Annotated in this window: 18 protein-coding genes; 13 read left to right on the forward strand and 5 right to left on the reverse strand. The window is 65.8% G+C overall.

Features of this window, described 5'->3' with window-relative positions; translation table 11 throughout:
• Positions 1-117 precede the first annotated feature (117 nt).
• The 4 genes from VA603_RS15785 to VA603_RS15800 all read right to left on the reverse strand — a co-directional run bounded on the left by VA603_RS15785 (position 118) and on the right by VA603_RS15800 (position 2,687).
• A complete protein-coding gene (locus VA603_RS15785) occupies positions 118-468 on the reverse strand; it encodes a DUF3301 domain-containing protein (RefSeq protein ID WP_132862681.1) in 351 nt (116 codons plus the stop codon).
• 46 nt (positions 469-514) lie between these two features.
• Positions 515-1,498 (reverse strand): DUF2272 domain-containing protein, encoded by a 984-nt coding sequence (locus tag VA603_RS15790; RefSeq protein WP_313251383.1) that lies wholly within the window; start codon positions 1,496-1,498, stop codon positions 515-517.
• 62 nt (positions 1,499-1,560) lie between these two features.
• Positions 1,561-2,418, reverse strand: a complete 858-nt coding sequence (nadC, locus tag VA603_RS15795; RefSeq protein ID WP_132862683.1) for a carboxylating nicotinate-nucleotide diphosphorylase — start codon at positions 2,416-2,418, stop codon at positions 1,561-1,563.
• The gene (locus tag VA603_RS15800; RefSeq protein ID WP_132862684.1) at positions 2,418-2,687 is read right to left on the reverse strand and encodes a Trm112 family protein; all 270 of its coding nucleotides are present in this window, start codon (positions 2,685-2,687) and stop codon (positions 2,418-2,420) included. Before VA603_RS15800 ends, nadC begins: the two co-directional genes overlap by 1 nt.
• Before the next feature lie 59 nt (positions 2,688-2,746).
• Between VA603_RS15800 and purE the strand changes: the two genes are divergently transcribed.
• Genes purE through VA603_RS15815 form a run of 3 tightly spaced genes read left to right on the forward strand, consistent with a single transcriptional unit; the run spans position 2,747 to position 4,792 of the window.
• Positions 2,747-3,250 (forward strand): 5-(carboxyamino)imidazole ribonucleotide mutase, encoded by a 504-nt coding sequence (gene purE, locus VA603_RS15805; protein ID WP_323439408.1) that lies wholly within the window; start codon positions 2,747-2,749, stop codon positions 3,248-3,250.
• On the forward strand, positions 3,247-4,407 hold the full coding sequence (locus VA603_RS15810; protein WP_323439409.1) for a 5-(carboxyamino)imidazole ribonucleotide synthase: 1,161 nt from the start codon (positions 3,247-3,249) through the stop codon (positions 4,405-4,407). The genes purE and VA603_RS15810 overlap by 4 nt, the downstream gene beginning before the upstream one ends.
• 46 nt (positions 4,408-4,453) lie before the next feature.
• The gene (locus tag VA603_RS15815; RefSeq protein WP_323439410.1) at positions 4,454-4,792 is read left to right on the forward strand and encodes a carboxymuconolactone decarboxylase family protein; all 339 of its coding nucleotides are present in this window, start codon (positions 4,454-4,456) and stop codon (positions 4,790-4,792) included.
• A 158-nt stretch (positions 4,793-4,950) separates the two neighbouring features.
• Here VA603_RS15815 and VA603_RS15820 read toward each other — a convergent pair whose 3' ends face one another.
• The gene (locus VA603_RS15820) at positions 4,951-5,529 is read right to left on the reverse strand and encodes a superoxide dismutase (protein ID WP_132862688.1); all 579 of its coding nucleotides are present in this window, start codon (positions 5,527-5,529) and stop codon (positions 4,951-4,953) included.
• Positions 5,530-5,647: 118 nt separating this feature from the next.
• Here VA603_RS15820 and grxD point away from each other — a divergent pair, with 118 nt between their 5' ends.
• The 10 genes from grxD to VA603_RS15870 all read left to right on the forward strand — a co-directional run bounded on the left by grxD (position 5,648) and on the right by VA603_RS15870 (position 19,645).
• Positions 5,648-5,968 (forward strand): Grx4 family monothiol glutaredoxin, encoded by a 321-nt coding sequence (gene grxD / locus VA603_RS15825; RefSeq protein WP_132862689.1) that lies wholly within the window; start codon positions 5,648-5,650, stop codon positions 5,966-5,968.
• On the forward strand, positions 5,965-6,708 hold the full coding sequence (locus VA603_RS15830) for an SDR family NAD(P)-dependent oxidoreductase (RefSeq protein ID WP_132862690.1): 744 nt from the start codon (positions 5,965-5,967) through the stop codon (positions 6,706-6,708). Before grxD ends, VA603_RS15830 begins: the two co-directional genes overlap by 4 nt.
• The gene (locus tag VA603_RS15835; protein ID WP_132862691.1) at positions 6,705-7,298 is read left to right on the forward strand and encodes a YhgN family NAAT transporter; all 594 of its coding nucleotides are present in this window, start codon (positions 6,705-6,707) and stop codon (positions 7,296-7,298) included. The genes VA603_RS15830 and VA603_RS15835 overlap by 4 nt, the downstream gene beginning before the upstream one ends.
• A gap of 238 nt (positions 7,299-7,536) precedes the next feature.
• Positions 7,537-10,695: a TonB-dependent receptor gene (locus tag VA603_RS15840; RefSeq protein WP_323439411.1), complete on the forward strand. Its 3,159-nt coding sequence runs from the start codon at positions 7,537-7,539 to the stop codon at positions 10,693-10,695.
• Positions 10,696-10,806: 111 nt separating this feature from the next.
• Positions 10,807-12,195, forward strand: a complete 1,389-nt coding sequence (gene ppnN, locus VA603_RS15845; protein ID WP_132862692.1) for a nucleotide 5'-monophosphate nucleosidase PpnN — start codon at positions 10,807-10,809, stop codon at positions 12,193-12,195.
• A 168-nt stretch (positions 12,196-12,363) separates the two neighbouring features.
• Positions 12,364-12,837, forward strand: coding sequence for a GspH/FimT family pseudopilin (locus VA603_RS15850; RefSeq protein ID WP_323439412.1), 474 nt, complete (start codon positions 12,364-12,366; stop codon positions 12,835-12,837).
• A complete protein-coding gene (pilV, locus tag VA603_RS15855) occupies positions 12,834-13,316 on the forward strand; it encodes a type IV pilus modification protein PilV (protein WP_323439413.1) in 483 nt (160 codons plus the stop codon). Before VA603_RS15850 ends, pilV begins: the two co-directional genes overlap by 4 nt.
• The gene (locus VA603_RS15860; RefSeq protein WP_323439414.1) at positions 13,313-14,500 is read left to right on the forward strand and encodes a PilW family protein; all 1,188 of its coding nucleotides are present in this window, start codon (positions 13,313-13,315) and stop codon (positions 14,498-14,500) included. Before pilV ends, VA603_RS15860 begins: the two co-directional genes overlap by 4 nt.
• Positions 14,501-14,507: 7 nt before the next feature.
• Positions 14,508-14,993: a pilus assembly PilX family protein gene (locus VA603_RS15865; RefSeq protein ID WP_323439415.1), complete on the forward strand. Its 486-nt coding sequence runs from the start codon at positions 14,508-14,510 to the stop codon at positions 14,991-14,993.
• Positions 14,990-19,645 (forward strand): pilus assembly protein, encoded by a 4,656-nt coding sequence (locus tag VA603_RS15870; RefSeq protein WP_323439416.1) that lies wholly within the window; start codon positions 14,990-14,992, stop codon positions 19,643-19,645. Before VA603_RS15865 ends, VA603_RS15870 begins: the two co-directional genes overlap by 4 nt.
• Positions 19,646-19,647: the final 2 nt, after the last annotated feature.

The raw sequence follows: 19,647 nt of genomic DNA on the forward strand, positions 1-19,647 counted from the left end.
TGACCACGGCCAATGACACAGGGATGCGCGCGCTCAGGGGCGGCGCCGACGGCAGGAGCCGCCCCGGCCGCGAGCAGGGGGGCATCTGTTCGTAGTGACGCCCGCCAACCCGGACGCTCAAACGTCCTCGGCGTCTTCCGTGCTCTGCCGCAGGCGCCCGATCTGGGCGGCGGCCGGGCCGGTGAAGGACACCAGCTGGCCGCCGCGCAGCACCATGCGCCCGGTGTGGCGATCAATGCCGTCGTAGGAATAGTCGAAGCGGAAGCTGCGCTCGAAGCCGATCCAGCCATTGGGCAGGCGGCAGGGGCGCATGCCGGTGGCATGCACGCTCTGGTCCAGCCATTGCACGTCGGCGGCGCGGCAGGCATTGCGGCCCAGTTCGGTGGCGCGGTCGGCGGCGGCGCGGGAACGGTCCCAGAACGCGAAACCGATCGCGCCGACGATCATCAGAATGAGCAGGGTAGGCATGCCGACACTTTAGGCGATTCGCCGTGCCCGGCGCAGCCCGGCCCGGTCAACGCGTTGGTGGCGCCGGGACCGGTTCATCCGGTGGCGGTGGCAGCGGCGCATTGCCGTCGAACACCGGCGTCGGGCCCTGCATCGGCACGTTGGCGGTGAGCTTCAACAGGGCCGCCCAGTCCTGGCGGTTGAGGTTGCATTCTTCTTCATGGCCCGGCGAGCAGCCCGCTTCGACGACCGCGTCAGCGGCGGCCTGTGACGGCTTGGGCAGCTCGATCATGCCGGTGCGGTCCAGGGTGAGCTTGCGCATCGCCACGGTGTTGGCGACGTTGCCACCGACCAGGTACAGCGTGCGGTCACCGCCGACATTGGCGCCGATCACCACCTCGCAATGGGACTTCCAGTTGCCGGCACGGCCGCTGCCCAACGCCTGTATCAGCCCCGCATGGTTCAGTGACGTGCTGCGATCGCGCAGGAAGCACAGCATGTCGCCGGGGGCGGGCTTCTCGTTGGCCGGGTCGGCCAACCGGTACGGCGAGGCGTTGGCGCCTCCCTGGTAGGCCGCGCGGATGTAGTCGATGTGGCGCGGTGAACGGTTGAAGCCGGGCACGCCCGCACGCGTCATCACCCAGGAGATGAAGGCCGCCGACCACGGGTTGTCGATCAGGAAGGCGCGGCAGTCGCTGTCGGTATAGCGGTTGCCGGCCGGCTGCATGCAGCTGGTGGCACCGGGGATGGCCCCCATCGGCGACAGCGTCCCGCTCTCGCGCCAGTAGCCGGCCACGCGCTGCCAGGCGATCAGGCCGTTGTCGGCCAGGTGCTCGGCTTCGGCCTCGGTGACCCCGAGGCTGGCGATGCGGCCATCGCGGTCGATGAAGGGGCGGTACCAGAGCCGGTGCTCGTCGCAGGCCGCGCGCACCACCGCCTTGGCAGTTTCACTCACGCCGAAGCGGGGCGGGATGTCACAGGCCTCCACCGCGTGCGCGGCGAAAGCGGGGGCAAGCAGGGCAACGCCGCACAGCAGGTACCGGTAGACCACATCGAACTCCGTGGGGGTGGAGGAAGCCAGTGTTGCAGGCGAGGCCGTGTGGGCGGCGTGAGTCAGGCCGGCGGCGGGCCGAGCTTCAACGACAGGTCGATCGCCTGCACGTGCTTGGTCAACCCGCCGATGGAGATGCAGTCCACGCCATCTTCGGCAATGGAGCGCAGCACGGACAGGTCGACGCTGCCGGACACCTCCAGCGGGATGCGGCCGGCGGCGATGCGCACCGCCTCGCGGCGCATGGCCGGGCTGAAGTCATCGATGAGGATGCGTTCGCAGCCGGCGGCCAGGGCCTGCTCCAGCTGCTGCAGGTCCTCTACCTCCACCACCAGCGGCAGCGTGGGTTGCTGCGCCCGGGCGGCGCGCACCGCCGCGCCCAGCGAGCCGGCGGCGCGGATGTGGTTTTCCTTGAGCATCACCGTGTCGAACAGGCCGATGCGGTGGTTGTCGCCACCGCCACAGCGCACCGCGTACTTCTGCGCCAGGCGCAGCCCGGGCAGGGTCTTGCGGGTGTCGAGGATGCGCGCGCCGGTGCCGGCTACCGCTTCGACGTGACGGGCGGTGATCGTGGCGGTCCCGGACAGCGTCTGCAGGAAGTTGAGCGAGGTGCGCTCGGCGCTGACCAGGCTGCGGCTGCGGCCTTCCAGCGTGGCCAGCACGGTGCCGGCGCTGACCCGGTCGCCTTCCAGTACCCGCCAGTGGATCTTCACCTCCGGGTCGAGCGCGCGATGGGTGGCGTCGAACCAGGGGCGGCCGGCGATCACCGCGTCCTGCTTGCACAGCAGGTAGGCGATGTCGGCGCTGTCGGGGAGCAGGGCGGCGGTGACGTCGCCACTGCCGATGTCCTCGGCCAGGGCGCGGGCGACATCGGCGTCGATCTGTTCCTGCGGCGGGGCAAGCGGCGGGTGCGGCAGCATTACTTGGCCGGGAAGTCGGTGATCTGGGCGGTGGCGATGGCCTCGTCGGCCAGCAGCACCGGGATGCCGTCCTCCACCCGGAACACCTGCTTGCGGTCGCGGGTGACCAGTGCCTCGCGCAGCGGCTGGGCCTGGGCGCTGCCATCGGCCCGGGTGACGCCGCCGGCGCCGATCGCGCGGTTCAGGGCATCCAGGCCGGCGCTTTCCAGCTGGGCCAGCGGCTGGCGGGTGTCGGGGGAGACGAGCAGGTCGAGCAGTTTGCGGTCCATCAGGTCGTGGTCTTGCGGGGAAGACGGCTAGAATACGTCTTTGCAGCAGGTGACGGCCAATGACCCCCAACCCCTCCGAGCCGCTTGTCGGCATCGTCATGGGTTCCCGTTCCGACTGGGAAACCATGCAGCACGCAGCCCAGAAGCTTGATGCCCTGGGTGTTCCGTATGAAGTGAAGGTTGTTTCGGCGCATCGCACGCCGGATGTCCTGTTCAGCTATGCCGAACAGGCCGGAGCGCGCGGCCTGCGCGTGATCATCGCCGGTGCCGGTGGCGCGGCCCACCTGCCGGGCATGCTGGCCGCCAAGACCGCCGTGCCGGTGCTCGGCGTGCCGGTGCAGTCCAAGGCGCTGAACGGCATGGACTCGTTGCTGTCGATCGTGCAGATGCCGGCCGGCATCCCGGTGGCGACCTTCGCCATCGGCAATGCGGGGGCGTCCAATGCGGCGCTGTTCGCCGCGGCCATGCTGGCCCCGGCACAGCCGCAGATCGGCGCGGCGCTGGACGCGTTCCGCGAGCGCCAGACCCACGACGTGATGGCCGCGGACGATCCGCGTCAATGATCACGGTCGGCATTCTGGGGGGCGGGCAGCTGGCCCGCATGATGGTGCTGGAAGCCGCGCCGCTGGGCATCCGCTTCGTGGTGTTCGACCCGGCCGCCGATGCCTGCGCCGGCCAGGTGGCGCCGCTGCAGGTCGGTGCGTTCGATGACCTGGCCGCGCTGGAGGAATTTGCCAGCCGCGTGGACGTGGTCACCTTCGATTTCGAGAACGTGCCTGCCGCAAGCGCGCGCTGGTTGGCCGAGCGCAAGCCGGTGTTCCCCAGTCCCGCCGCGCTGGCGGTGGCGCAGGACCGGCTGAGCGAGAAGACCCTGTTCCAGGAGCTGGGCATCCCGCTGCCGCCGTTTGCCGACATCGGCAGCCGTGAGCAACTGGCGGCCAAGGTCGCCGAGTTCGGCCTGCCATGCATCCTCAAGACCCGCCGACTGGGCTACGACGGCAAGGGTCAGTTCCGCCTGCGCAGCGAGGCGGACATCGATGCCGCCTGGCAGGCGCTGGGCGCGCAGGCGGACAAGACCGGCCTGATCCTGGAAGGCTTCGTCGCCTTCGACCGCGAGGTTAGCGTGGTGGCAGTGCGCGGCCGCGACGGCGAATTCCGTGCCTGGCCGTTGACCGGCAACTGGCATGTGGATGGCGTGCTGTCGGCCAGCCTGGCGCCGGCCACCGTGTCCGCGGCCCAGCAACAGACGGCGATCAGCTATGCGCGCCGTGTCGCCGAGCGGCTGGACTACGTCGGCGTGTTCGCGCTGGAACTGTTCTGCCGTGGCGAGGAGCTGCTGGCCAACGAGATGGCCCCGCGCGTGCACAACTCCGGCCACTGGACCAGCGATGGCGCAGAGACCTCGCAGTTCCAGAACCATGTCCGGGCCGTGCTCGGCCTGCCGCTGGGCGATACCCGGGTGCTGGGCCATGCCTGCATGCTCAACTGGATCGGCCAGATGCCCGACCCGGCGCCGGTGCTGGCCGAGCCCGCCGGGCACTGGCATGACTACGGCAAGCAGCCGCGCGACGGTCGCAAGGTCGGCCACGCCAACCTGCGCGAGGATTCGACCGCGGCGCTGGCCGGTGCGCTGGAGCGCGTCGGGGCCGCATTGGGCCGGCAGGCACAGGTGGCACCGGTGGTCCAGTCCCTCCGGGACGGCGGCGTAACGCCGGCGTAAGCCGGGCGGGCGTAAGGTTCTCCGGGTCCATCCCCGGAGAACCACCATGCTCGACTGGAATGCGTACCGCCGTGAACTGAAGGGCCGTATCGGCGAATTGGGCAAGCTTTCGCCCGACACCCTCAAGGGCTACCTGACCCTCAGTGGTGCCGGTGCCCAGACCAACCACCTCGACGGCAAGACCCGCGAACTGATCGCGCTGGCCGTGGCCGTCACCACCCGCTGCGACGGCTGCATCACCACGCACGTGGATGCCGCCCTGAAGCAGGGCGCCAGCGGCGAGGAGATCGCCGAGGCGCTGGGTGTGGCGGTGGCCCTCAACGCCGGCGCGGCGATGGTCTATTCGGCCCGCGTCCTGGATGCGGTCGCCGCCCACGACACCTGACCTCGGCAGGAGCAGTCTCGGCCGCGAAGCCGACGCGCCCCAAGGCTGCCAACAGGCACGGATCGACATCTCCGGGCCGTGGACGGCCTCCGCGGCGAGCCTGATCGTGGGGGCTCAGCCACTACAGGCCTCGTGGCCGAGGCCGCTCCAGCCGGTGATCAGCGCAGCTGGCTGGCCGCGAAGTCCCAGTTCACCAGCTTCCAGAACGCCTGCAGGTAGCGCAGGCGGTCGTTCTGGTAATCGGTGTAATACGCGTGTTCCCACAGGTCGCAGACCAGCAGCGGGGTGCTGTCGCCGGTCAACGGGGTATTGGCGTTGCGGGTGGTGACGACCGCCAACCGGCCATCGGCATGCTGCACCAGCCAGGCCCAGCCCGAGCCGAACACCGCCATTGCCGCACGGTTGAACTCTTCCCGCAGCTTCTGCACGTCGCCGAACTGGCGGTTGATGCGGTCGGCGAGCACCCCGTGCGGTTCCTCGCCGGCCCGGGGGTGCAGGCACTGCCAGTGGAAGCCGTGGTTCCAGGCCTGTGCCGCCGCCTCGAACAGCGCCCCCTGGCTGTTGCGGACGATCTCCTCCAGCGGCATCTCGTCCATCTCGGTGCCGGCGATGCGGGCATTGACCGCATCCACGTAGGCCTGGTGGTGGCGGCCATGGTGCAGTTCCAGTGTCTGCGCCGAAATGTGCGGTTGCAGCGCGGTGCGGGAGTAGGGCAGGTCAGGCAGTTGGACGGGCATGGAATATTTCTTTTCAGGGCAAAGGCGCCGGGAATGCGTCGGCTCGGCTTACAATCCGTGGCCACGGGAAAGTCTATCCGACCAGGACGGGCCGTTCTTTCGCAGCAGGAGAATTCGAATGCCGGTGATGGAGCAAATCCAGGCAGAGGTGGAGCAGCATCCCCTCGTCCTGTTCATGAAAGGTACGCCGCAGTACCCGATGTGCGGCTTTTCCAGCCGCGCCGTGCAGGCGCTGATGGCCGCCGGTGCCGCGCACCTGCGCACGGTCAATGTGCTGGAGTTCCCCGAAGTGCGGGCCAACCTGCCGCGCTTCTCGAACCTTCCGACCTTTCCGCAGTTCTTCATCCACGGTGAGCTGATCGGCGGCTGCGACATCATCCTGGAGCTGCTCGAATCCGGCGAGCTCAAGCGCATCGTCGCCGAGGCGGGCCAGGCGTGAGTGCCCAGCCGGAAGGTTGGGCGCAAACGGACCTGGCGGGGCGGGTCGTGCTGGTTTCCGGCGCGGCCGGTGGCCTGGGCGCGGCGGCCGCCAAGGCGTGCGCCACGGCCGGCGCCACGGTGGTGCTGCTCGGCCGCAAGTTGCCCAAGCTCAACCGTGTATACGACGCGGTGGCCCAATTGGGGCCGGAGCCGCTGCTCTACCCGCTGGACCTGGAAGGGGCGACCCCGGACGACTTCGCGGTACTGGCCGAGCGGCTGGCCACGGAGCTGGGAGGCCTGGACGGGCTGCTGCACTGCGCGGCGGACTTCCCGGGGCTGACCCCGTTCGACCTGGCCAGCCCGGCGGCGTTCTCGCGCGCCATCCACGTCAACCTGACCGCACGTGCCTGGCTCACCCAGGCCTGCCTGCCGCTGCTGCGCCAGCGTGACGACGCGGCGGTGGTGTTCAGCCTGGATGATCCGGCGCGGGTAGGGCAGGCATTCTGGGGCGGCTACGGCGTGGCCCAGTACGGCCTGCGTGGCCTGATCGACACGCTGCACCACGAGCTGCGCAATGGCCCGGTGCGTATCAGTGGCGTGCAGCCCGGGCCGATGCGGACCGCGCTGCGCGCGCGGGCCTTTATCCATGGCGAGGACACCGCCGCGCAGGATCCTTCGGCCTATGCCGTGGCCTGCGTCACGTTGCTGTCGGCCGCCGGTTCGGCCTGGCGCGGGCAGGTGCTGGACGCGGCCGGGTGACCATCCTCTCGGCGGCCCTGCTGCTGTTCCTGATCCTGGACCCGCTGGGCAACATCCCGGTATTCCTGAGCCTGCTCAAGCCCCTGGCCCCGCGTCGCCAGCGCATCGTGCTGGTGCGCGAGCTGCTGATCGCCCTGGCCGTGCTGATGGCCTTCCTGTGGGGCGGCAAGTACGCGCTGGAACTGATGCACCTGCGCCAGGAATCGGTGGCCATCGCCGGGGGCATCGTGCTGTTCCTGATCGGCATCCGCATGATCTTCCCCAAGCCGGAAGGGCTGATGGGGGCGGTGCCGGACGGCGAGCCGTTCATCGTGCCGATGGCGATCCCGCTGGTGGCCGGCCCCTCGGGCATGGCGGCGGTGATGCTGATGGGCAGCAACGAGCCCGACCGGCTGGGTGACTGGAGCCTGGCCCTGCTGCTGGCCTGGGGCGCGACCGCCGCCATCCTGATGTCGGCCACCCTGCTGTACAAGCTGCTGGGTGCCCGCGCGCTGACCGCCCTGGAGCGGCTGATGGGCATGCTGTTGGTCGCTATTTCCGTGCAAATGCTGCTCGATGGCCTGGCCACCTACCTCGGGTCACTCCAATAACCGATTGATTTGTCGGTTCTTGTCCGATTGTGTTGCCGCAGGACTGTCTTATTGCAGTCATAAACTGTCATTACCGTGTTAACCTTATCTTAACCGTTGCGGCTGAAACCGCTCCGGAAGGGACCCCAGATTCAAGCCGATCAGGCGCCCGGTTGACCCCGGGGCTGATGGATCGCGTTTTTTTTCAATCGCCAACTCGTTTCGAGGCTACCTACCCATGAATCATCCTCGCATCCGGATGTCCAAGCTCACCCTTGGCCTCATTGCCGCCCTCGCGGCTGCTCCGGCTTTCGCACAGAGCACCTCCGCCGGCGTCGGCGGCCAGGTCACCAACACCGCCGGCCAGCCGGTCGCTGGTGCGGAAGTCACCATCACCCACGTCGAGTCGGGCACGGTCAGCCGTGCGACCACCGACGCGGCTGGTCGCTACAACGCCCGCGGTCTGCGCGTGGGTGGTCCGTACAGCGTCACCATCACCAAGCCGGGTGAAGGCACCAAGACCGAAGACGGCATCTACCTGGGCGTGAACCAGAACGGCACCGTCAACGCCGCCCTGACCGGCGACATGGCTGCCACCACCCTGGAAGCCGTGCAGGTCATGGCCGTCGCCGGTGGTTCGGAAGTGTTCAGCGCGACCAAGATGGGCACCGGCACCTCGGTGAGCCGCCAGACCATCGAAGCGCTGCCGTCGATGAACGGCAACATCCAGGACTACATGCGCCTGGATCCGCGCGTGGCCTTCGTTGACCGCGCCTCGGGCTCGATCTCGGCCGGTGGCCAGAACCCGCGTTACAACGCGGTGCGCATCGACGGCGTCAACGCCTCGGACACCTTCGGCCTGGAAGGCAACAACATGCCGACCAAGCGCCAGCCGGTCTCGATGGAAGCGCTGGAAGCAATCAACGTCGACATGTCCAGCTACGACATCACCATCACCGGCGCCACCGGCGCGGTGGTTGATGCCGTGACCAAGTCCGGTACCAACGAGTTCCATGGTTCGGTCTATGGCTACATGCGCGATGGCTCCTGGTTCGGCGACAACCCGGGCGGCGGCAAGTTCGACGGCTTCGAGGACGAGAAGACCTACGGCGTCACCTTCGGCGGCCCGATCGTCAAGGACAAGCTGTTCTTCTTCGCCAACTACGAAAAGTACGAGCAGGCTGCTCCGGGCGCCGACGTTGAAGGCAGCCCGCTGGGCAAGGGCACCATCAGCCTCGGCGACGTCGCCGAAGCGCAGAAGATCTTCCAGGAGCGCTATGGCGTCTCCGCGGGCGACTACTCCTCGGCTTCGGACACGGACCTGGAAGAGTACGCGCTGAAGATCGACTGGAACATCAACGACGATCACCGCGCCAGCTTCCGCTACAGCAAGCTGGAGCAGAGCAAGCTGCGCGTGAACGGCTTCTCGAGCACCGCTGCCTCGGTGAGCTCGTACTGGTACCAGCACGACAAGGAAATCGAGTCCTACGTCGGCCAGCTGTTCAGCGACTGGTCGGACAACTTCTCGACCGAGTTCAAGGTCAGCTACCGTGATTTCCAGGCCGTGCGCAATCCGTCGGCCAAGGGCACCCCGGCGATCAAGATCGACTTCGGCGGCATCCACAGCAGCCAGGAATACGGCAACAGCCCGTACCTGTGGCTGGGCACCGAGAGCAACACCCAGTACAACGAGCTGTATACCAAGACCTGGAACTACTTCGGCGCGGGCACCCTGACCCTGGGCGACCACGACGTGAAGTTCGGTGCCGATTTCAGCAGCAACGACATCAACAACGTCTATGCGCCGTACGTCGATGGCTACCTGGAATACTTGGGTATCGATGCGTTCCGCAACAACACCCCGGTCCAGACCATCTGGCGTGAACCGGCTGCCGGCGGTGCCGAAAGCCTGGCCGCGAAGTACAAGTACGAAACCCTGGGCCTGTTCGTGCAGGACACCTGGTACGTCAACAACAACCTGACCCTGACCCTGGGCCTGCGTGCCGACAAGTACGACACCAACCATCGTCCGCAGTACAACCAGCAGGCGTCGGAGTACTTCGGCTACAACAACACCTCGATCGGCGACAACAGCTTCCTGTTCCAGCCGCGCGTTGGCTTCAACTACACCTTCGACTCGGATCGTCCGACCCAGCTGCGTGGTGGCGTTGGCCTGTTCCGTGGTGAGTCGCCGCAGGTGTGGCTGGGCAACATCTTCGCCAACACCGGCATCAACTACAGCCAGACCACCACCTACCCGATCAAGGGCACCTCGAAGGACGCCCAGCAGGTCGTGAACTTCGTCTCCGACGACTTCAAGACCCCGTCGGTGTGGAAGGCCAACCTGGCGTTCGACCACGAGCTGCCGTGGTACGGCATCGTAGGTTCGGCCGAGTTCCTGTACTCCAAGGTCAAGGATGGCTTGTTCTTCAAGCGCCTGGAACTGGAGAACCCGAGCTTCGTCGGTGCCCCGGATGGTCGTGAGTTCTTCTGGAAGAGCGTCTACGGCACCACCTCCGGCTCCAAGTCGACCGGCCCGAGCTGGGCGAGCGACGCCGTGCTGCTGGACAACACCGACAAGGGCCGTACCGCCCAGTTCACCGCTTCGCTGTCCAAGCCGTTCAGCGAGCAGAGCGACTGGGCCTGGAGCCTGGGCTACACCTACACCGATGCCAAGGAAGTGGCGAGCAACACCTCGTCGGTGGCGACCTCGAACTGGAACAACAACTACATCTTCCAGGCCAACGAAGACGCCCTGGCCCGTTCGCGTTACGAAGTCCGTGACCGTATCTCCGGTGCCCTGAACTGGAAGCACAAGTTCTTCTCGGACTACGAGACCCAGGTTGGCCTGTTCTATGAAGGCCGTACCGGTCGCGCCTACAGCTGGGTGTACGCCAACGACATGAACGGCGACGGCCGTACCTTCAACGATCTGTTCTACGTGCCGAAGGGCCGTGGCGACGTGATGTTCAAGGGCGGCGCGGCCATGGAAGACGCGTTCTTCAAGTGGCTGGAGTCGAACCCGGAACTGGCACGCTATGCAGGTTCGGTTACCCCGCAGAACGCTGGCCGTGCCGGCTTCGTCAACACCTTTGACGTGCGCATCACCCAGCAGCTGCCGGGCTTCATGAAGGGCCACAAGTCGGAGATCTGGCTGGACATCCAGAACATCGGCAACATGCTGAACAAGAAGTGGGGTCGCATCTACGACTACGGCTTCTATGCTGACCAGGGCGTTGCCAACTTCATCGGCATCGACCAGGCCACCGGCAAGTACATCTACGACTTCCGCACTGCCCGCGTGGGCAACCAGTCGGCAACGGTCACCGAAGGTGCCTACGCCAACGCGGACGCCGACGGCTTCAACACCGGTGTCTCGCAGTGGTCGCTGCAGCTGGGCTTCCGCTACAAGTTCTGATCGGTTGATTGATCGGATGTAAACCGAAAACGGCCGGGGCAACCCGGCCGTTTTCCTTTTCATGGGGGCAGCGCTAAAGTCGATCGCCAATGAGAAGGAGCAGCAGTGGAAATGACCAAGAGTGAAGGGGCAGCGAGGGCGCTGCCGGTACAGGACGCGCGCATCTACCCGCGTGGCGGGCTGGACGTGCTGTCGCGGACCGAGGTGGCGCGCCTGCGCGATGCCTCCAGCGGCGGCATGCACGAGCTGCTGCGCCGCTGCGCGCTGGCGGTGCTGACCAGCGGCAGCGCTTCGGACGACCCGCGCGCCGCGCGCGACCTGTACCCGGACTTCGACATCCAGGTGACCCAGCAGGACCGCGGCGTCCGCATCGACCTGAGCAACGCGCCGGCGGCGGCCTTCGTCGACGGCGAGATCATCCGCGGCATCGCCGAGCTGCTGTTCTCGGTGGTGCGCGACCTGGCCTACATGGCCATCGAGCTGGGGCCGGAGTACGCCTCGGACCTGGAGACCACCGACGGCATCACCAACGCGGTGTTCGGCGTGCTGCGCAATGCGCGCATCCTGCAGCCGAGCGAGCCCAACCTGGTGGTCTGCTGGGGCGGCCATTCGATCTCCCGCGACGAGTACATCTACACCAAGCAGGTCGGCTACGAGCTGGGCCTGCGCGGGCTGGACATCTGCACCGGCTGCGGACCGGGCGCGATGAAGGGGCCGATGAAGGGCGCCACCATCGCCCATGCCAAGCAGCGTCGTACCAACACCCGCTACATCGGCATCACCGAGCCGGGCATCATCGCCGCCGAGTCGCCGAACCCGATCGTGAACCACCTGGTGATCATGCCGGACATCGAGAAGCGCCTGGAGGCGTTCGTCCGGCTGGGGCACGGCATCATCGTGTTCCCGGGCGGCGTGGGCACCGCCGAGGAGATCCTGTACCTGCTGGGCATCCTGCTGCGCGAGGAGAACGCCGAGCTGCCGTTCCCGTTGATCCTCAGTGGCCCGGCCATCGCGGCGCCGTACTTCGAGCAGATCGACCGCTTCATCCGCCTGACCCTGGGCGATCGCGCCGCCGAGCGCTACGAGATCATCGTCGGCGACCCGGTCGCGGTGGCGCGCAAGATGTCGCAGGGGATCAAGCGGGTGCGCGAGTTCCGCCTGGCGCACCGCGATTCTTTCTTCTACAACTGGCAGGTCGACATCCCGCTGGCCTACCAGCAGCCATTCGTACCCACCCACGAGGCCATGGCCGCGCTGGACCTGCACAGGGGCCGGCCGGCGCCGGACCTGGCCGCCGACCTGCGACGCGCGTTCTCCGGCATCGTGGCCGGCAACGTGAAGGAGGAAAGCATGCGCCGCATCGAGGACTTTGGCCCATTCAGGATTCACGGCGACCCGGAGATGATGCAGGCGCTGGATGCGCTGCTGCGGGCTTTCGTGGAGCAACGCCGCATGAAGATCTCCGGCGATTACCGGCCGTGCTACCAGGTGGTGGCCTGATCCGTCCCTGCGTGAAGCGGCGCTTTGATCGCCGCTTCACATAATTGAACGCGGCGGTTTGCCTTCCCCTTGCCTCGAAACAGGGGGGATGGCATGCTGCCCGAAGAACGCTGGGGAGCGTAGTGTATGAGCGGTAAATGGGGGAGGGGCTTCAGCCTGGTCGAGTTGATGATCACCGTGGTCATTCTGGCCGTGCTCGCAGCCATCGCGTTTCCGAATTTCCAGGGGACCATCCGTTCCAATCGCGTATCCGCGGCCACCAATGAAGTGCTGGCCTCGCTTGCTCTTGCGCGTGCCGAAGCCATCAAGAACGCCCACGGCGGCGGAATCTGCGCCAGTTCAACGGGAGCGGCCTGTGATGGCGACAACTGGGGCCAGGGGTGGCTGGTCTGGGCCGACAGCAATGCCGACGGCGCGTTCGACGCCGCCGAACAGGTCATCCGCGTTTCGCAGGGCAGCAAGGCGATCATCGGTGATTCGGCTGACCTGGTCATCACGTTCGATGGACGTGGCCGGCGGCGTGGGTCGGCGGATCAGGCCATCGCCCTGCAACCCGACGAATGCGGGACGGCAGAGTTGTTGCGTACCGTGCAGGTGAACCAGACCGGGCAGACCCGGGTAGTAAGGGGAGCATGTCCATGAGCGTTCCATCGGGCCGGCGCGGCCGGTCGTTGGGCCTGGCTTCGGCACAACGGGGCTTCACGTTGGTCGAGGTGATGATCGCAGTGCTGATCCTCGGCTTCGGCCTGCTCGGGCTGGCGCTGCTGCAGACCATGAACGTGCGCTTCGTACAGAGTTCCAATTTCCGGACGCAGGCCACCAATCTCAGCTACGAACTGCTGGATCAGGTGCGCGCCAACCGGATTTCACGCAGTTCCTATGCGGGAACGTTCACGGCGCTGACCAGCGATGCGGATTGCACGTCCCCGACCGGCCCCAACCTTACGCCTGATGCCTTCACCAAGGACTGGCGTTGCCGCATGGGCAAGGCGTTGGGAGCCGACGCCGAGGCCGAGGTGACACTGAATGGCGATGTCGTTGAAGTGGTCGTTTCCTGGGCGGACGAGCGCTGGGATGTGGACGGTGAGAGCGGCAAGGTAACAGTGAGAACACAGCTATGAAGGCCCTTGTGCCCGCAGGTCGCGTTCGTGGCCTGTCCCTGATCGAGCTGATGATCGCCATGCTCATCGGTACCTTGCTGATGGTGGGCATCATCCAGGTGTTCGGCAGCTCCCGCGAGGCCTATCGGCTTTCCGAGGGGTTGGCGCGCGTGCAGGAGAACAGCCGTTTTGCGGTGGACTACCTGCAGCGTGACATTCGTATGGCAGGTCATTTCGGTTGCGTGAATGACCAGGCGATGATGCGCCAGAACCCGGTCGCATTGACCACGACGTTCGGGGCGGCGGCGCATCCGGCCCTGGATTTCGGCATTTCCATCCAGGGCTACGAGGCGGCGGACACCGGGCCGGGGGCCGCCGATGTGTCGCTGACGGCAGGGGATGTGGATTTTTCGCCGGCCTTGCCGGACGAGTACGCCGATCAGATGGATGATGCGGTGGCAGGCAGTGATGTGATCGTCCTGCGCTTCCTCGACCCGAACGGTGTTCCGATGACGGCCGCGCCTGCGGATGCGGCCAACCCTGTTTTCCAGTTCGACAGCGCCCGCTGGAGCGTGCTGCAGAGTGGTGTCGACAACCCGGGGCTGTTTGGTGCGGCTGACTGCACGGGTGCGGTGGTGTTCCAGGCGTCGGCGGTGAACTCGGGAGCGGGGACCATTTCGGTGACCGGTGCCCCGAACAATGCCGAAGCCATCGCCAAGGTGTTCACGGCCGGGCAGACCACCCTCTACCGAGCGGAATCCGCTGTCTACTACGTCGGCACCAATGCCGCAGGCGGGCGCTCGCTGTATCGCCTGAGGTTCGCCTATGCCCCGAACGCGGCGGCGCCAACCGTCAGGAAGGAAGAGATGGTCGACGGCGTGGAGAACATGCAGTTGCTCTATGGCCAGGACCGCGAGCTGGACCCAGGCAAGTCGCCGACCGGCTATATCGACCGGCAGTACACCGCGGACGAGATCGAATCCACGCGTGCCGGAGCGGCCACGGTGGCCGATGCCTGGCGTCGCGTGGGGGCCGTGCAGATCGGTCTGGTGATGTCCAGTCCTGAGCGTGCCTCGTCGGTGCAGGCATCCGACGAGCACCGGTTGAATGCGCTGGGGGTGACGTTTGCCGCCCCGGAAGACAGGCGCTTCCGGTCCGTCTATCAGACGACCATCGCGTTACGTAACCGCCTTTACGGCAATTGAGGGCGCCATGAAGCGGATGAAGGGTTTGCGGGGTGGTCACAGGCAGCAGCGTGGCGTGGTGTTGTACATCGCGTTGATCATCCTGGTGCTGCTCGCACTGATTGGCGTCGTTGCCATGCGGGTGACGAACATGCAGGAGCGCATGTCCGCCAATTACATGCGAACGAATCAATCGTTCCAGCTGGCCGAAGAGTCGGCACGCAGCGTCGAGGCCGCCATCAATGCCGCGGTGACGGGGGCATCGGGTACTTATGCGGCCAACCAGGAGGTCTGCTCCCCGGTCTTCGATCCCCAGACCTGGGCCGAGGGCGTGGACACGGCGACCGCCACCTACACGCGGCGGATCGATACCTGTTTCGGTTCCTCCAGTTCGAAAATCGGCACCAAGCTCAACGAGCAGACCGGCAACATCTACGAAATCACGGTTCTGGCCAGCGACGATAACGCGAACGCCTCTTCCACGGCGGTCATCGACACGATCTTCATCCCATGAATACCAAGCGCTCTTTCTCGAAACTCTTCGGCTCGACGTGGGTCAAGCTGACGGCGGGCCTGGGAATGGTCGGCGGCGTGATCGCCGTGGTCGCGACGTTGCCGGCGGCGCAGGGGGACTACAACCTCTCCCAATCCCCCTTGTACCTTGCCCAGTCGCAGCCACCGTTGATGATGATGGTGATGTCGCGCGACGAGCAGTTGTTCAACAAGGCGTACAGCGACTACACCGACCTGGACCCGGAAGCGAACGACGGCATCGATACCACGTACAAGAACTCGTTCGAGTACGCGGGCTATTTCGACTCGACCTTCTGCTACAACTACAGCGGCGGCGTGTTCAAGGCGGTGGGCAAGGCAACTGGCACCCCGGCGCGCTATTGCGGAAGCAGCACCGGTCGCTGGTCGGGCAACTTCCTGAACTGGGCGACGATGAGCCGGCTGGATATCCTGCGCCAGGTGCTCTACGGGGGTCAGCGCAGCGTTGATTCGACCACCCAGACCATCCTCGAGCGTGCATCCATCCCGAACGACCTGCATGCCTGGGTCAAGGTGTACAGCGGTTCGGACCTCAGCCAGCTGACGCCTTACAGCGGGACCTACTCGTTCTGCAACGCGACCATTGCCTCGGGTGGTGCGCCTCTGATGCGTGCGGCCAGTGGCAACTGGTCCGAATGGGCGGCAACCGCGTCCTACCAATGCGGCAAGGGCCGTTCAGGCGAGGGCAGTGCAGACACCCCGGCCCAGACGACAGACTTCAATGTGCGCGTGGAGGTCTGCGACCCAGCAGCCAACGCGAGTGGCCGCCGCGAGAGCTTCTGCCAGAAGTACAGCAACGGCACCACCGATACGTACAAGTCGGTGGGCTTGCTGCAGCAGTATGGTGAAAGCGGACGCCTGCGCTTCGGCCTGATTTCGGGCACGTATTCCAATCCGCGTGATGGCGGCGTGTTGCGCAAGAACATCGGCAAGCTGGCGGGCAATTCGACCGGCAACTGTACGGCGAACTCAGGGGACGAGATCAACCTCTCCACGGGGCAGTTCTGCACCAACGTTGCCGACAACGTTGGCAGCGTCATCCAGACCATCTCCAACTTCAACCTGCAGGGCTGGAACTACAGCAACAACTGGAGTGACTGCAATACCTACGGCATCCTCAATCGCCAGGGGCAGAGTGGCAACGGCAACCTGAAGGATCCGGGTACCACGGGCAGCGGCAGTTATCAGTGCAGTGCATGGGGCAATCCGCTTGCGGAAATGTACTCCGAGGCGTTGCGCTACGTCGGTGATATCGGCAACACGCGTGCCGGCACCTATAGTGCAAGCGGCGATCAGGCGGGCCTGCCCAAGACGGTGAGCTGGGCGGATCCCTATCGGTTGCCGGCGCAGGGCGGCAATTCCTACTGTGCCGCCTGCAACATCCTGGTGATGTCGTCGGGCCTGCCCTCCTTTGACAGTGACAACGTCCAGTCCGTGCCGCACCTGGAGGGTGCAGCGGCGGCGACGAATCGTCTTGGCGACGATGAGGGCATCAGCAACAAGAGCTACATGGTGGGCCGGGTTCAGGAGACGCCGCGCTGGGCCTCGATGAATACCCACGAGGATATCTGCACCAGCAAATCGGTAACGCAGTTGGGGCTGGTACGCGGCATCTGCCCGGATATCCCGTCCATGGAGGGCGGCTACCAGATGGCGGGCCTGGCCTACGCGGCAGCGACCACCGATCTGCGCCCGGGCCTCCAGGACAAGCCCGATACCTACAAGGTGACCGCGCAGACCTATGCGGTGGCACTGGCGGAAACCCTGCCGAAGTTCGAGATCACGTTGGGTACGGGCAAGATCTCGTTGTCGCCGCTGTGCCAGGCGAACAATTCCGGGGGCGCGACAGCCGCAAGTAGCGGGTGGCGCAGTTGCTTCCTGGGCTCGGTTGGCGTTGGTCCGAAGACGGCCACGGTCAATCCGAAGCATGTTTACGGCAGGCCGCTGCTGGCAAATGGCAAGGCCGGCAGCTTCTCGCTGGTCTGGGAGGACTCGTTGTGGGGCAACGACCACGATAATGACGTGGTCACCATGCTCACCTATTGCATCGGTGCGGCGTGCAATGACTCCGGCCTCAATCCGCAGAACAAGTCCACCACAAAGGACATCTGCTGGCGTGCATCCGGTGGTGGCTGTGCAGCCGGTACGTTGAACGTGGGTGAGAACGAGGTACTGGTTCGCGTCGAGAACCTGTCTGCCTATGCAGGCAACGCGATGCTCACCGGTTACGCCGTTTCCGGCTCGAACAGCGACGGCGTCCAGCGCATCCTGCTGCGGCCGGGCAACAGCAACGGCTCGGTACTGACGTCGACCGACACCGCTCCGACGAACTGGACCCAGGCGCAGGTGCGCCGATATACCTTGGGCGCCAGCAGTGCGGGCGTGCTCGAGAGTCCGCTGTGGTACGCCGCCAAGTACGGCGGTTTCACCGACCTCAATGGAAATGGCAAGCCGGATCCCGGCGAGTGGGATACCCGCGAGGCCGGGTCGCCGGACAACTACTTCCTTGCCCGCAACCCGACCAAGCTGCGCGAGCGTCTCGGGGAGATCTTCGAGAAGGCCGCAGGCAGCAAGGCGCCGGTGTCCGGTGGTGCGGCCGGTGCACGTATTTCCAGCAACTCCCTCACCGTTGCCGCCAGCTACAGCGTGCCGGTCGATTCCAACGACTGGACCGGTGACGTCGTGGCCACGCGTGTGCAGAGTGATGGCACGGACGGTGCACAGATCTGGAGTGCCGCGGCAAAGCTGGATCCAAGTGCGCGTCGTATCTACATGGCGACCGCGCCCAACAGTGTTTCCGGCTCGACCAACGTCCCGGTGTCGGCGGCGGAGTTCACTGCCGCGAACGTCCCGGGTAACAGTCGCGAACAGAAGTTGGCGGCGATGGGGCTGGAAACGGTGCCGACCTGGTTTGGCACGCGCACGGTCGATACGCTGGTCGGCTACCTCAAGGGGGGCGTGGTCAGTGGCTTGCGCTCGCGTTCGACGATCATGGGTGACATCGTCAATTCCTCGCCCGTGGTTGTTTCGCGGAACGATGATTACGGCTACGGTGCATGGGCGACGCAGACCGACGTGGGCTGGAAGGCGCCGCTCGGCGCGTCCTACAAGTCCTACCTGACGACGAAGCTCACCGGCGCGCCACCGATGGTGTACGTGGGCGCGAACGATGGCATGTTGCATGCCTTCGATGCGACGGATGGTGCTGCGGGTGGCACGGAGCGCTTCGCCTTCATTCCGTATGGCTCGCTTTCGCACATCGCCGAATTGGCCAATCCGACCTACGCGCATCGTTACTACGTGGATGGCCTGATCACGGTTGCCGACGCCCACTTCGACTCGGCCTGGCACACGGTGCTGGTGGGTTCGACCGGTGCCGGCGGCGCATCCGTGGCGCCTTCGGCAAGCCTGGCCGGTGCAGGCTCGGTGTTTGGCCTGGACGTCACCGCACCGTCCTCGTTCGACCAGACCAAGGTGCTCTGGGAGATTTCCGGGAAGAATGACAGTGACATGGGTTTTGCCCTGGCCAAGCCTGCCATCGTCCCGATCGCCAGCGCTTCCGGTGTGCGCTTTGTCAGCGTGTTCGGCAATGGCGTGAACTCCAGCAGTGGCCGGCCGGTCCTGTTCGTCGTTGACATCCAGACCGGCGAAGTACTCAAGAAGCTGATGCCCACCGATGCCGCCTATGCCGGGCGCAATGGTGTGATGAACGTGGCGGCGGTCGCGCTGAACAACGGCAATGGCGTGGCTGACACCATTTACGCGGGAGACATGCAGGGCAACCTGTGGAAGTACGACATCTCCAGCGTCGATCCGGCCGACTGGAGCGTCGCGTTCAGCGGAACGCCGCTGTTCACCGCGGAAAAGGATGGTGCCGCACAGCCGATCACCGGTGGCCTGGAGGTCTCCAGTGGGCCCGGCGGTGGTGTCAGCATCTTCTTCGGGACCGGTCGGTACTTTGCCGTGGGTGACAATACCGGCGGTACCGGGCTGCCCGTCCAGAGCATCTACGGCATCGTGGACAACCGCTCCACCGCGATTACTGGTGGGCGTGGCTCCCTGGTGGGACAGTCGTTGCTCGCGGCAACCAGCGACTCGGACCTCGAGGTGCGCGGCGTGACCTCCAACCCGGTCAACTACGTGACCAAGCGCGGCTGGTACGTCGATCTGCAGGTGATCGGCGGCGAGGCCAAGGGGGAGCGCGTCATTGGTACGCCCAGCATCCAGAACGGCAAGGTGTTCTTCACCACGTTCACGACGGCTGAGGCGCAATGTGGCGCGGGTGGTGGTATCAACTGGTTGTATGGTCTGGACGTCCTGACGGGCGCCGGTGGCCTGTCTGGCCTCAGCCTCACCCCGGGTGGTGAAGCCGTGTGCACCGGGAGTTGCGGTGGAGTGTCGCTGAACAACGCGAAGAATCCGACATCGCCGCCGGTCAAGGATTCCGCCATCTTCGTGCCGCCCCTGACACCGTGCGATCCCACGGACCCGGCTTGCACGATCGACAAGCAGATCCAGGGTGAAACATGTACGTTCGTGCTGCGTGCCAATGGTGCGCCCCCGTTGTACATGCCGCGTCCGTGCGGACGTCAATCGTGGCGACAGGTTCGGTGAGG

This window comes from Stenotrophomonas capsici (genome assembly GCF_034961085.1).
Lineage (GTDB): Bacteria > Pseudomonadota > Gammaproteobacteria > Xanthomonadales > Xanthomonadaceae > Stenotrophomonas > Stenotrophomonas capsici.

Excerpts from the sequence above, each read along its gene's own strand:
- VA603_RS15785 (WP_132862681.1), bottom strand. The coding sequence starts at position 468 with ATGCCTACCCTGCTCATTCTGATGATCGTCGGCGCGATCGGTTTCGCG.
- VA603_RS15860 (WP_323439414.1), top strand. The coding sequence starts at position 13,313 with ATGAAGGCCCTTGTGCCCGCAGGTCGCGTTCGTGGCCTGTCCCTGATC.
- VA603_RS15870 (WP_323439416.1), top strand. The coding sequence starts at position 14,990 with ATGAATACCAAGCGCTCTTTCTCGAAACTCTTCGGCTCGACGTGGGTC.
- VA603_RS15850 (WP_323439412.1), top strand. The coding sequence starts at position 12,364 with ATGATCACCGTGGTCATTCTGGCCGTGCTCGCAGCCATCGCGTTTCCG.
- purE (WP_323439408.1), top strand. The coding sequence starts at position 2,747 with ATGACCCCCAACCCCTCCGAGCCGCTTGTCGGCATCGTCATGGGTTCC.
- VA603_RS15840 (WP_323439411.1), top strand. The coding sequence starts at position 7,537 with ATGTCCAAGCTCACCCTTGGCCTCATTGCCGCCCTCGCGGCTGCTCCG.
- grxD (WP_132862689.1), top strand. The coding sequence starts at position 5,648 with ATGCCGGTGATGGAGCAAATCCAGGCAGAGGTGGAGCAGCATCCCCTC.
- VA603_RS15800 (WP_132862684.1), bottom strand. The coding sequence starts at position 2,687 with ATGGACCGCAAACTGCTCGACCTGCTCGTCTCCCCCGACACCCGCCAG.
- VA603_RS15815 (WP_323439410.1), top strand. The coding sequence starts at position 4,454 with ATGCTCGACTGGAATGCGTACCGCCGTGAACTGAAGGGCCGTATCGGC.
- VA603_RS15820 (WP_132862688.1), bottom strand. The coding sequence starts at position 5,529 with ATGCCCGTCCAACTGCCTGACCTGCCCTACTCCCGCACCGCGCTGCAA.
- VA603_RS15810 (WP_323439409.1), top strand. The coding sequence starts at position 3,247 with ATGATCACGGTCGGCATTCTGGGGGGCGGGCAGCTGGCCCGCATGATG.
- pilV (WP_323439413.1), top strand. The coding sequence starts at position 12,834 with ATGAGCGTTCCATCGGGCCGGCGCGGCCGGTCGTTGGGCCTGGCTTCG.
- VA603_RS15865 (WP_323439415.1), top strand. The coding sequence starts at position 14,508 with ATGAAGCGGATGAAGGGTTTGCGGGGTGGTCACAGGCAGCAGCGTGGC.
- nadC (WP_132862683.1), bottom strand. The coding sequence starts at position 2,418 with ATGCTGCCGCACCCGCCGCTTGCCCCGCCGCAGGAACAGATCGACGCC.
- ppnN (WP_132862692.1), top strand. The coding sequence starts at position 10,807 with ATGACCAAGAGTGAAGGGGCAGCGAGGGCGCTGCCGGTACAGGACGCG.